The organism is Dactylosporangium aurantiacum (assembly GCF_000716715.1).
In the GTDB taxonomy this organism is placed as follows: domain Bacteria; phylum Actinomycetota; class Actinomycetes; order Mycobacteriales; family Micromonosporaceae; genus Dactylosporangium; species Dactylosporangium aurantiacum.
Genome location: NZ_JNYJ01000023.1, coordinates 14,198 through 26,040, shown reverse-complemented (window position 1 = coordinate 26,040; position 11,843 = coordinate 14,198). Strand labels below are relative to the sequence as shown.

General features: G+C 74.0%; 12 protein-coding genes. 4 read left to right on the top strand and 8 right to left on the bottom strand.

All coding sequences use genetic code 11. The annotated features are described in order from the left end of the window. Positions 1–218 precede the first annotated feature (218 nt). Positions 219–1,739: an MFS transporter gene (locus OP18_RS25485; protein WP_033361563.1), complete on the bottom strand. Its 1,521-nt coding sequence runs from the start codon at positions 1,737–1,739 to the stop codon at positions 219–221. Between the two features lie 103 nt (positions 1,740–1,842). Between OP18_RS25485 and OP18_RS25480 the strand changes: the two genes are divergently transcribed. Beyond that, on the top strand, positions 1,843–2,421 hold the full coding sequence (locus OP18_RS25480) for a TetR/AcrR family transcriptional regulator (protein WP_033361562.1): 579 nt from the start codon (positions 1,843–1,845) through the stop codon (positions 2,419–2,421). A 115-nt stretch (positions 2,422–2,536) separates the two neighbouring features. On the opposite strand, the gene OP18_RS25475 is transcribed toward OP18_RS25480, so the two are convergent. Further along, a complete protein-coding gene (locus OP18_RS25475) occupies positions 2,537–2,806 on the bottom strand; it encodes a mannosyltransferase YkcB-related protein (protein ID WP_033361561.1) in 270 nt (89 codons plus the stop codon). Between the two features lie 10 nt (positions 2,807–2,816). Here OP18_RS25475 and OP18_RS25470 point away from each other — a divergent pair, with 10 nt between their 5' ends. Further along, positions 2,817–3,191 (top strand): sensor histidine kinase, encoded by a 375-nt coding sequence (locus OP18_RS25470; protein WP_033361560.1) that lies wholly within the window; start codon positions 2,817–2,819, stop codon positions 3,189–3,191. A 110-nt stretch (positions 3,192–3,301) separates the two neighbouring features. On the opposite strand, the gene OP18_RS25465 is transcribed toward OP18_RS25470, so the two are convergent. Further along, positions 3,302–4,060, bottom strand: a complete 759-nt coding sequence (locus OP18_RS25465; RefSeq protein ID WP_162189831.1) for a helix-turn-helix domain-containing protein — start codon at positions 4,058–4,060, stop codon at positions 3,302–3,304. 127 nt (positions 4,061–4,187) lie between these two features. Between OP18_RS25465 and OP18_RS25460 the strand changes: the two genes are divergently transcribed. After that, complete coding sequence (locus OP18_RS25460) at positions 4,188–5,642, top strand: FAD-dependent monooxygenase (protein WP_033361559.1); 1,455 nt, start codon at positions 4,188–4,190, stop codon at positions 5,640–5,642. A gap of 51 nt (positions 5,643–5,693) precedes the next feature. Here the strand turns inward: OP18_RS25460 and OP18_RS25455 are convergent, their stop codons facing one another. Beyond that, on the bottom strand, positions 5,694–5,960 hold the full coding sequence (locus OP18_RS25455; protein ID WP_156089762.1) for a hypothetical protein: 267 nt from the start codon (positions 5,958–5,960) through the stop codon (positions 5,694–5,696). Between the two features lie 144 nt (positions 5,961–6,104). Between OP18_RS25455 and OP18_RS25450 the strand changes: the two genes are divergently transcribed. Next, on the top strand, positions 6,105–6,869 hold the full coding sequence (locus tag OP18_RS25450) for a ZIP family metal transporter (protein ID WP_081971091.1): 765 nt from the start codon (positions 6,105–6,107) through the stop codon (positions 6,867–6,869). On the opposite strand, the gene OP18_RS25445 is transcribed toward OP18_RS25450, so the two are convergent. From OP18_RS25445 to OP18_RS25430, 4 genes are all read right to left on the bottom strand, one after another. Further along, positions 6,850–7,434 (bottom strand): hypothetical protein, encoded by a 585-nt coding sequence (locus tag OP18_RS25445; RefSeq protein WP_156089761.1) that lies wholly within the window; start codon positions 7,432–7,434, stop codon positions 6,850–6,852. The genes OP18_RS25450 and OP18_RS25445 overlap by 20 nt on opposite strands. After that, positions 7,431–8,549, bottom strand: a complete 1,119-nt coding sequence (locus tag OP18_RS59805) for a hypothetical protein (protein WP_211273668.1) — start codon at positions 8,547–8,549, stop codon at positions 7,431–7,433. The genes OP18_RS25445 and OP18_RS59805 overlap by 4 nt, the downstream gene beginning before the upstream one ends. Before the next feature lie 396 nt (positions 8,550–8,945). Then, on the bottom strand, positions 8,946–11,468 hold the full coding sequence (locus tag OP18_RS25435) for a tetratricopeptide repeat protein (RefSeq protein WP_052387295.1): 2,523 nt from the start codon (positions 11,466–11,468) through the stop codon (positions 8,946–8,948). Continuing rightward, positions 11,465–11,779, bottom strand: a complete 315-nt coding sequence (locus tag OP18_RS25430; protein ID WP_033361556.1) for a hypothetical protein — start codon at positions 11,777–11,779, stop codon at positions 11,465–11,467. Before OP18_RS25430 ends, OP18_RS25435 begins: the two co-directional genes overlap by 4 nt. Positions 11,780–11,843 lie beyond the last annotated feature (64 nt).

Genomic DNA, 11,843 nt, shown 5'->3' with positions numbered 1-11,843 from the left:
GTCCGGAGCGGGCCCGGTCGTCGCCGGTGCCGACGGTGCGGCGGTCGAGCAGGCACCCGCCGCCACGGTGAGTGCGACCGCGACGCCGGCAACCGCCGCGCGTCCGGCGGATCGTCGTACTGGCACGGCCGCAGACAGTAGCCGCAGGGCGCCGTCCACGGCCAGCACACCGCGGGCGTTTCGGGCCGCCAAAGGCAAACATCAGGTGGGCGAAAGACTTACTCGCCGGCCGTGTCCGCCGCGTCGGCGCCGGTCGGGGAGGGGATGAGCCACCACGCGACCGCGGCGGCCGCGACGAGCAGGCAGGCCGCGGCGAGCGAGGTGGTCTGCATGGCGTCGACGAAGGCCGCGCGGGCATGGGCGAGCAGGGCCTCGGGCACGTCGGTGACGGCGGTGGCGAGGGACTCCCGCGCCGCCTCGGCCGCCGGTGCCGGGGTGGTGGCCGGCAGGTCGAGGCCGCCGCGGTACAGGGCGGTGTGCAGGGAGCCGAGGAGCGCGATGCCCAGTGCGACGCCCAGCTCGTAGGCCGTCTCGGACACCGCGGACGCGGCTCCGGCCCTGGCCGGTGGCACGGCGGAGACGACGGCGTCGGTGGTCAGCGTCAACGCCGCGCCGACGCCCAGGCCGATGGCGGCGAACGCGGTGGCCAGCCAGAGGTACGAGCCGGTGCCTTCGGCGGCGGTCAGCAGGGCCAGGCCGGCGGCGGCGGTGAACAGTCCCGCACCGATCAGCCGGCCCCTGCCGAAGCGGGCCAGCAGGCGACCGACAACGACGGCGACCGCGACGCTGGCGACCGTCAGGGGCAGCTGGCGCACGCCGGCCTGCAGCGGGGTGTAGCCCTGGACGAGCTGGAGGTACTGGGAGATGAAGAAGAGCAGCCCGCTGAGCGCGAAGACGGCCAGCAGGTTCACCCCGACGGCGCCGGCGAACGCGGGCCGGCGAAACAGCGCCACGTCGAACAGCGGGGTGGTGAGCCGGCGTTGCCGCCGGACGAACAGGGCCAGACTGACCACACCCACGGCCGCGGTACCGGCGACGACGAGCGGGGAGCCACCGCCGGCGAGTTCCTTGACCGCGTAGACCGACGGGACGACGGCGAGCACGGACAGCACGGCGCTGAGCGGGTCGAACCGGCCGGGACGCGGATCCCGTGACTCCGGGATGAGCGGGATGCCGAGGACCAGCAGCAGCACCATGACGGGCAGGTTGATGATGAAGACCGAGCCCCACCAGAAATGTTCGAGCAGCAGGCCGCCGACCAGCGGCCCGAGCGCCGCGCCGGCCGTGGCCATGGCGCCCCAGACAGCGATGGCCGTGGTCCGCTGGCGGGCGTCGGTGAAGACGTTGCGGATGATCGACAGGGTGGAGGGCATCAGCGTGGCGCCCGCGACGCCGAGCAGCACCCGGGCGGCGATCAGCCAGCCCGCGGACGGGGCGAACGCGGCCAGCAACGACGCGGCGGCGAACCCGGCCGCCCCCGTGAGCAGCAGGCGCTTGCGGCCGATGCGATCGCCCAGCGTGCCCATGCTGACCAGGAGCCCGGCCAGCGCGAAGGAGTAGGCGTCGCCGATCCACAGCAGCTCGGTGGCCGAGGGGCGAAGCGCCTCGCTGAGCGCGGGGACGGCCAGGGACAGCACCGTGCCGTCGACCGCCAGCAGCAGCACCGCCAGGGCGAGCACCACCAGCGCGGCCCATTCCCGTCGGCCCGCCCGCCGCGGCACGGTTCCTGCCATGGTCATCCTCGTCCTCCACGCCACCGAGCCAACAAACCGTCCAGACGGTCGGTACCTACCGTCTGGACGGTACAGTAAGACGTCAGCTCGGCGGAAGGACCCGCACCCGATGGCAACAGCCACGCACCGCGACGCGGTACGCACCCGCAAGGCCCTCCTCGACGGCGCGGCCCGCGCGATCACCAGGCACGGCGCCGCCGTCAGCCTCGACGCCGTGGCCCGCGAGGCAGGTGTGTCCAAAGGCGGCCTGCTGCACCACTTCCGCAGCAAGGACGCGCTGCTCGCCGGCATGGTCGAGGAGTGGATGGCCCGCTTCGACGCCGCCGTGCAGCGGCATCTGGACCCCGGCGACCTGCGCCCCGGGCGGCTGTGCCGGGCGCACATCCGGGCCACCTTCGACGACGACGTGGACCTCGACGACGAGGTGTGGCGCGATCCGGCCGTCATCACCGCCCTGCTCGGCGTGCCCGAGGTCCTGCGGCAGGCCCGCGAGTTCGACCTGCGGTCACGCCGTCAGCTCAGCGCCGACGGGCTGCACCCGCAGCGGGTCGAGCTCATCGTCGGCGCGCTGGACGGGCTGGTCATGCGCCAGCTGTTCGGCAACCCGCCCGACGCCGCCGAACGCGCCGCCCTCGCGACGCTGCTGCTCGCCTTGACCGAGCGCAGCGACCCGCTCGTCGCGATCTGAACCCGGCCGCCCCGTGCCACGCCGGCCGCCGACCCGGTCCGGTGCGCGACCCGCCGTCGCGGGTCGCGCACCGGGTTGCCCGCCCGTCCACGCCTGGACGGCGGCCGGACACCGGTCAGGCGGCGCAGTCGTACAGCGTCGGCCGCGCGCCGGCCGGTCCCGCCGGCCCGCCGCCGGGGGAGTACTCGGCGGGCTCGACCACCCGGCAGTGCGCGGCCGCCCACGCGCTCAGCGGTGACGTCGCGCCGATGGCGAGGCGGTCCATCGGGCTGCTCAGGATGTAGCGGAGCCGGCCGGTCTCGACGTACCGCCGCAGCTGCGCCTCACTGAGCGCCGGGTCGGTGCCCAGGAAGCCGCCCGCGGCGCGCTTCGACCTGACCACCACGCCGTCGCCGGTGTACGGCAGACCCGCGGCGCTCGAACGGATGGTGCTCAACCTGCTCGACAACGCCGTCAAGTTCGGCCCCGCCGAAGGGCCCGTGCACGTCACCGTCGGACCGACCGGCGAGCACCACGGCCAGCGGATCGAGCTGACCGTCGCCGACCACGGCCCCGGCGTCGACCCCGCGCACCGGGCCCGGGTCTTCGAACGGTTCTACCGCAGCCCGACCGCGCAGACCGTGCCGGGCTCCGGGCTCGGGCTGGCCATCGTCGCCCAGACCGTCGCCGACCACCACGGCACCGTCGCCGTCGCCCAGCGCCCGGGCGGCGGCGCCGTGCTCACCGTCTGGCTGCCGCCGCACCAAGATCGGCAGCACCGCCCGGCGTGACCCGCGCCGTGGGGTGACGCCGGACGGTCACCCCACGTGGCGATCCGGACGACACCGCCGCCGGGCAGCGCGGCCCGGTCGGCGACCGCGCGACACGCCCCGCGGCTGCGTCAACCCGACGCCGGCACCGCGGCCGCGACGTGCCGCAGCAGGATCCGTGGCGTCGAGCCGGTCAGGGCCCGCAGGTCGCGGGTCATGTGCGGCTGGTCGGCGTATCCGACGGTGGCGGCGAGCACGGCGAGGTCGCGCTCGGTCGCCGGGCCCCGCCGCGGACCGCCCGTCCAGCCGGCGCCGGCCGCGAGGAAGCGTTCGAGCCGGGCGATGCGCAGCCAGGTCATCGGGCCGTAGCCGAGCTGCTCGCGCAGGCGCCGGCGCAGGTGCCGCTCGGAGACCTCGACGTGCTCGCACAGGTCGGCGACGGACGTGACGCCGCGGCGCAGGGCGGACCGGCAGGCCAGCACGAGGGACCGGTCCGGCGGCCGGAGGCCGGCACCGCGGTGCGCGAGCGCGTCCAGGAGCAGCGCCTGGCGGCGGGGGCCGTCCGGCACGCCGGTGATGCGGCGGTCGAGGGCGGCGCCCCACGCGCCGGTGACGTCCGCCAGCGGCACGGCGTGGTCCGCCAGGTCCCGCAACGGCTGCCCGAGCAGCGCCGCGCCGAGCCCCGCCCGGACGCGGACCCGGGCACGCGCGCCGCCGGCGGCGGTGACCGGCAACGGGCCGTGGGCGACCAGCGCCGCGACGATCCCGGAGTCGGTCGCGACCAGGTCCAGGTGGCCGTCCGGCACCAGCAGGTGCACGCCGGTCGCGGGGCGCCCGTCGCCGTGCCAGGCGCCCGCCACCCAGGTCGACGCCGCTGCCGTACCAGCCACCGCCCGACGCTACCGCCGCCCGCGCGCACCACGCCAGCGGGGCGTGGCGGCGGGTGGTGGCCGGTGGTGGCCGGTCGATGGCCGGAATGTGCAATCCAGCCGCCGCCCGGTCCGCGATGCTGAGGCCATGAGCCAAGACACCGAGGTCATCGTCGTCGGCGCCGGGCCGGCCGGGCTGACCGCCGCGCTGCTGCTGGCGGAGTTCGGCATCACCGTGACCGTGCTGGAGCGGCGGCCGGGACCCTGGAACCACCCGCGGGCCCGCGGGCTCAACCCGCGGACGATGGAGATCCTGCGCGGCCTCGGGCTGCAGGCGGCGGTCGAGGAGGCGGCGCGGCCGCTGGAGCCGTACGACCGGATGCTGATGGCGGCGACCCTGGCCGGTCCGGAGCACCGGCGGGGCGAGCCCGGCGAAGGGCTGCCCGACCCCGCCCGCGTCGCCGCGCTCTCGCCGTGCGGGTACACCCGCTGCCCGCAGGACGCCCTCGAGGCGCTGCTGTTGCGGCGGCTGCGTGGGACGCCGGCGGAGGTCAGGTTCGGTGCCGTGGTCACCGGCGTGGAAACGGACCGCGACGGCGCACGGGTCGAGTTCACCGCGGCGGGCCGCACCGAGCGCCGGCAGGCCCGGTGGCTGGTGGCCGCGGACGGCGCGGCGGGCCCGACACGGCGGCTGCTGGGCGTCGGCACCGAGGAGCTCGAGGTCCTCGACCACTACATCGGCATCCACGTGCGGGCCGACCTCGAGCGGGTGGTCGGTGACCGCCGCCCCGGCATCGTCATCCTGTACGGCGGAACGGTCGAGGGCTCGCTGCTGCCCGGCGACGGGCAGGGACGCTGGCTGCTCAACGTCGAGCACGACCCGGCGACGGACCCGCCATCGGCGTTCGACCGGCAGCGCGCCGCGGACCTGTTCCGCGCCGCCGTCGGCACGCCCGTCGACGTCGACGTGCTGGACGTCGTGCCCTGGCGGGCGGCGGGCACGCTGAGCCACACGTTCAGCCAGGGCCGGTGCCTGTGGATCGGCGACGCCGCCCACACGATGCCGCCCGCGGGCGCGCTGGGGCTCAACACGGCGGTGGCGGACGCGCACAACATCGCCTGGAAGCTCGCCTGGACCCTCCGTGGCGTCGCCGGGCTGGACGTCGCCGGCGGCTACGAGCGGGAACGGCGGCCGGTCGCGCTGCGCAGCGTGCGGCACGCCCTGGCGCAGATGGGTCGCCCCCGTCCGGAGCTGGACGACTCCGACCCGCTGCTGCTCGCCGTCGGCCACCGGTACGCCGGCGGGCGGCCGCTCGCCGAGCCGTCCTTCGACGTCGGGTCGCGGGTGCCGCACCGATGGCTGGCCGGTGACCCCGGCCGCAGCACCCTCGACCTGGTCGGCGACCACTGGCTGGTTTTGTCGCCGGCCGGCGACCGGCCCGCGCCCGGCCCGGCGCTGCCGCCGGGCGCCGCCGTCAGCAGGGTCGCGGTGCTGCCCCCGGACGCACCCGTCACCGTGGTGCGGCCGGACGGCTTCATCGCGTGGACCGCACGCGACGGCGGCCGCACCGCCGACCCGACGGTGGGCGCCGCCACGACCTGAGCGGCGGCGACGCGGTGTGCCGCCTCCACCAGTGCCCCGGTCGCTGTCCGGTCAGATCGCCGCCGGGCGGAGGCCGACGCCGGATCCGGCCAGGCCGGCGTCGGCCAGAATCCGGCCGCGGTCCGGGGCGCCGGTGCGCGAGGCGACGCCCGCGACCCGCCCGGCCACGACGAACGGGCACGTCATGCTCAGCACCTCGGCGTGCCCGAGCTCGCCGTCGCCGCGTTTGAGCACCAGGTCCCGCCGGTGCTCGCAGCACAGGTCGGTCACGTATACGTCGGCGCCGGTACCCCGCTGCGCCTTGCAGGATCGTGTCACCGCCGCGACCAGGAGAGCCGCTAGTGTGCCGCCCGGCGATCGTCCTGGCGCCCGCGTCGCGGCTTCGGTGTTTGCGGCGTTCGGCCACGACACACCCCGCGGCCGGCCGACAATGAGCGCACGCCCGCAGTGGGAGGAGATCCGGTGACGCCTCTGGTGGTTGCCGCGGCGGCGACCGTGACCACCCTGCTCGGCGGGTGGGTCGCGCGGCATGTCGACGATCGGCGGCATCTCGTGCTGGGGCTCGCCGCCGGGCTGATGCTGGGCATCGTCGGCTTCGACCTGCTGCCGGAAGCCCTGGCGTCGAACCCCGGCGAGGTGTTCGGCGTCCCCGTGGTCCTGCTGCTGTTCGTCGCCGGCTTCCTCGTGCTGCACGTCGTGGAGCGGTCGGTGGCGATCCACCGCGCTCACGAGGGTGAGTACGCTCCACACACCCACGCCCACGGCCCCACCCGTGATCCGCACGGCGGCACGCACGGGCTGGGGCTGGCCGCCGCGGGCGCGCTGGTCGGGCACAGTCTCTTCGACGGGTTCGCCATCGGCGCGGCCCTGCAGGCCGGCGGCACCACCGGCGCCGTCGTCGCGGTCGCGGTCATCGCGCACGACTTCGCCGACGGCTTCAACACCTACACCATCACCCGGCTGTACGGGAACAACCGCCGGCGTGGCTACGCGCTGGTCGTCGCCGACGCGATCGCACCGCTCGCCGGCGCGGCCGTCACGCTGGCCTTCACCATCCCCGAGCGGATCCTCGGCCTCTACCTCGGATTCTTCGGCGGCTTCCTGCTGTACCTGGCGACGTCGGACATCCTGCCCGAGGCACACTCACCGCACCCCTCCCGCGGCACGCTGCTGCTCACGGTCACCGGAGCGGCCCTGATGTGGCTGGTCATCGGCCTGGCGCACTGACGCGCGGGTGCCGCCGCTGGTCCGCCACGTCGACGTAGACGGCGTGCACGCGCAGCAGCCGGTGCAGGGCGCCGACGAAGGCGGCCAGCGCCGCACCGGGCGCGGCCGGCGCCGCCGCCGCGCACGCGGCCCGCAGCGTCGGGTGCTCCGCGCCGCGCTCCCACACGGCGAGCACCGTCTCGTCGACGCACACCGTGCGCTCGCCGGCGCCGAGGGCCAGACTGTCGTCGGTCTGCCAGCCGCGGCCGTACGTCAACGGCAGCACCTGGTAGCGGTCGGCGAACCCGGCGTCGACCTCGGCGAGCATGCCCTCGTTGAGCAGCGTGGCGGTCACCGCCCGGCGCATCGCCACGTGCGGCAGCACACCACGCAGCCGGTCACGGACCCCGCCGGTCGGCAACGGCAGGACCGTGCCCTCATGCGCGGCGAACCACACCGGCGCCTCGACCGCGGGCTCCAGCGGCTGCGACGCCATCCCGACCCGGACCCGGTGCCGGGCCGTCCCGGTCTCGTCGTCGTGCACCAGGCCCAAGTAGTGGCCCACCGGCACCAGCGGCACCGTCACCACGTCACCACCGCCGCGTCGAGGCACGCCACGTTGACCGCCAGCAGCGGGTGCAGCCCGGCCAGCACCGCCGTGGCGAGCGCTGCGGCATCCGTGCCGCCGGGCGCCATGGCGACGGCCTGCGCCCGCTCGCACGCCGTCCACAGGTCCGGCTCCAGGCACGCCCACGACCACAGGAAGAACAGCTCCGTCGGTACCGCCACCAGCGCCGCGCCGGGGTGGCCGATGCCGAACGTGCGCCCGTGCGGACCCGCGTTGCCCAGGCCCACCGCCTGCGGCAGCAGCCGCACCGCGCGGGCGAACTCCTCGACCGGCCCGCCCGCCTCGATCAGCAGCCCGAGCCGGATCAGCCGGTCGACGGCGCCGTCGACGTCCGTGCCGCCCGCCGATGCCGGCAGGTGCCGCCGCATCGCCGCCCGGTCCCAGCGGGCGAGATCCGGCGAGCCCGGGATGCCGTGCGCCAGCGCCCAGACCAGCTGGTCCTCGTCGGTCAGCTCGACCCGCCGGCCACCGGCCCGCACGACGTGCCGCAGCGTGGCCCCGCCCGGCGTGGTCACCGGCAGCATCCCGAGGTACCGGCCGAGCGGGACCACCGGCCCGACCGCTTCGGACAGGTCACCGGCCGCCTTCGACAGCATGAGGAACGCCTGCCGCCGCTCGGCGAGCATGCCCTCGAGGCGGTCCCGCTCGAACCGGGCCGGGTCGGCGTCGTACACGGCCCGTCCCCGGGTGAACGCCTCCCGCGGTACCGCCGAAGCATCCGCCGGCACGAACTTCAGCACCTCCTCGACGGCCGCCGCCGCATCAGCCGCCGCGTCCGCGGCGTCCTCGAGGTCCTCGGGCGTCGGATCCGGCCCGGGTCGGGTGGCCCGTATCGCGTCCTCGGCGGCCAGCAGGAACTCGCCCGGGTCGATGATCGTCGACGGCTCGGCGCCGCCGAGGGCCGGCGGGGGAAGGTTCGGGTCCAGGACGATGAACTCGAACCGCCGCAGCGTGCCGCACCGCTGGCAGTTGCCCTCGTACGCCGACGTGCGCCGCCCGTGCAGGTCGCCGGCCTCGTGCCGGCTCCACCGGAAGCCGACCGCACCGCACTGCTCGCACGAGTGCAGGTCCATGTACAGATGGCACTCGGCCATCGCGCGCGCAACCAGCACGGGGTCCCCGATCTCCCGGGCGTCGCTCGACCGGACAACGCCCGGCGTCGATATCCTAACCCAGCCGGCCCGGTGACGCGGTTGTTGTCCGGGTCGTACTCGCTCCAGGGCTGCGGCTACTGCAAGTCGTGCGGGGTCCGGAAGGACGATCGGCCTACCGACGGGGTCATCCACAGGCCCGTGAACGACATGTCGACCCAGTAGCGGGAAGACGGCAGGCTCGGCCCTGCTCTCGTCCGGCTCTTCACTTCCTGGCGGCTACCGGTGGCCCGAATTCAGACGCTATCGTCCCACGACGCGAGAGTAGCGAGTCATCGGCTCGAATTGGTGGCTGCCGTTCCGGTCCGTGCCGAAACGTTACTGGCTGGTTGTCCAGGTGTGGAGGGCGGCGATCGCGGTGATCGTGCTCGGGTGCTGAGGTCCGAGCACGCGTTCGCTATCGCTGACGACGGCCCGCAGAAGGGTGATGGCGTCGTTGGTTCGCCCGGCCTGCCAGCAGGAGGCGGCGAGGTTGCCGCGGGCGTTGAGGGTGTCGGGGTGGTCGGGTCCGAGGATGCGTTCACGGTCTGCGAGGACCTGTTCTTCGATGGGGATAGCGTCGCTGGTGCGCCCGGCCTGCCCGTACGAGGCGGCGAGGTTGCCGCGGGCGGTGACGGTGTCGGGGTGCTCGGGTCCGAGGATGCGTTCGAAGTCGGTGAGGACCTGTTCTTCGATTGGGATGGCGTCGCTGGTGCGCCCGGCTTGCCGGTAGGAGGCGGCGAGGTTGGCGCGGGCGCGGATGGTGTCGGGGTGCTCGGGTCCGAGGATGCGTTCGCGGTCGGTGGCGACTTGTTCGTTGAGGGTGAGGGCGTCGTTGGTGCGCCCGGTCTGCTGGTAAGAGACGGCGAGGTTGCCGCGGGCGCGGATGGTGGCGGGGTGGTCGGGTCCGAGGATGCGTTCGCTGTCTGCGAGGACCTGTTCGTTGAGGGTGACGGCGTCGTTGGTGCGCCCGGCTTGCCGGTAGGAGGCCGCGAGGTTGCCGCGGGCGCGGATAGTGTTCGGGTGGTCGGATCCGAGGATGCGTTCGCGGTCGGTGAGGACCTGTTCTTGGATGGTGATGGCCTCGGTGGTGCGGCCGGCCTGCCAGTAGGAGACGGCGAGGTTGGCGCGGGCGCGGATGGTGTCTGAGTGGTCGGATCCGAGGATGCGTTCGCGGTCGGTGAGGACCTGTTCTTCGATGGTGATGGCCTCGGTGGTGCGGCCGGCCTGCCAGTAGGAGAAGGCGAGGTTGGCGCGAGCGGTGAGAGTGTCGGGGTGGTCGGGTCCAAGATGGGTGTGGGCATGTTGGGTGAGAGTGTGCCAGTAGGTGGTGGCGGTGGTGTGGAGGCCGGCGTTGAGGAGGCTATTGCCTACGGTGTAGAGCAGGGGGTGTCCGTCGGGTTGCCAGAGTGCTGCGCTGGCATTGGTGTGCAGGGCGGTGGTGTTGGCGCGAAGCGCTTGCACCAATGGCGCGGCTTGGAGTGTGTGATCGTTTGCGGGCCAGAGGTGTTTTAGGGCGTCGGCGGCGGCGTGGGCGGTCACTGCGGTGTTGGTGGTGGTGCGTTCGCGTGTGGCTCGTGCGGTGAGGGCGTGGATGCGCACGGCGCGGGGTCCGTCGGTGGGGGTGTGGGTGAGCAGTCCGTAGCGGTGCAGCAGCCGCACGACGGCACGGGCCTGGTCAGTGGTGACAGGTGTTGCTGGCTCATCGGGTTGGGAAGCGTTGTTTGGGTTGCGCTGGGCAGTGAGGTACTCCGTGATCGCGGGCGTGGTCCAAAGGTCGTCGGGGTGTCCGGCGGGGTCGAGGAGTGCGGCGAGTTCGAGTGCCGGGCGGGCGAGCCCGATCGGGGTAGTTGCGTTGGCGGCGGTGAGGTTGAGCAGCAAGGTGACATCGATGGGCCGGCCGTAGGCGTCCGGTTCGGCGTCAGCGGGCATGAGTTCGGTCAGCCGCTGCCGACCGGTGGTATATCGATTGAGGTAAGCGGTGCACGTCTCGGCTTCGTTGATCATGTATGCGGCGGCGTGCGCCAGCGCCAGGGGGAGGTGGCCCAGCGTTTCGGTGAGATCGGCGGTTTGGTCGTCGAGCAGTTGAGCGAGGCCTTCGCTGGTGAGGCGTTGGGCGAGGTAGGCCATCGATTCGTCGAGGGCGTAGACGTCGATGTTGATGCGGCGTCGTCCGCTGCTGGTGATGGCAGCGGTGCGGAGTCGCGTGGTGGCAATGGTCCACCCATTGCCGCCGGCCGGTGGCCACCATCGTTGGAGGTGGGCAGCGTCGGTGACGTCGTCCAGGACGATGATCCAGCGCCGGTCGGTGGTGTGCAGCCATTCGCAGAATGCGGTGGCGTCGCCTGCGGGGTCGGCGCCGATGGCGCCGGGAAGGTTGAGTCGGGTGGCCGCGCGGGCGTAGGCGGCGATGATTTGGTCCTCGGTCCCGGCAGTTACCCACATGACCAGGTCGGCGGTCTGTTCTCGGATGGCGTGGTGGGCGAACCAGGCGGCGAGCTGGGTTTTACCGACCCCACCGCCGCCGGCGAGGACGTCCACCGCGGCGGCCGTGCTGGTGGAGTGTTGGGTGAGCACGACGTCGGAGCCGTCGCTGCGGGCGGCGCGGATCTGCGCCCGCAGGCTTTCACGTGGCTGAAACGCTGAGGCCAGCGCTGGTGGCCGGCCGATCTGGACCGGCCACACGATCGGCGAGGCCGGGCCTGCGTGGTAGTGCTCGTGATGCTCATTCTTGATGCCGCCGTTGACGATGCCGCTGACTGCGGTGCCGCCGTGGTTGGCGGTGGCGCTACCGGAGTCCGTGACACTGGCCCCGCCTTCACCGGCGGGGGTGGCAGGCATCGGTTTGGCGAGGTCGGTCATGGGCGGGGACGGCGCACGATACCGGTGTTGGCGGTCGAGCCAGGCCCGTCCGCGGTCGCGTCGCCGGACCTGACCACCTGCGCCGGGCCGCCGTCGCCGGTGATGTCAGCGCCGGTGTTCGCCTGCCCACCGGCGGCGGCTCGTGCGTTGCCGGTATCTTCGGCCCGGTCCGGTTCCAGCATCGGTGCCGCTCCTCCCGCAACAGGCAACAGATACGGCGCGGCCAACGCCAGCAACGCCACCACAAGCCCAGCACCGGCCGCGAACTGGTTCGCCTCGTCCGGGCCGGCCAGCACCAGGTAGACGACCACTGCGGCGACCAGGACAGCGAAGACGATCCGTCCGGCCCAGACCCAGCCACGACTGCGACTCGGC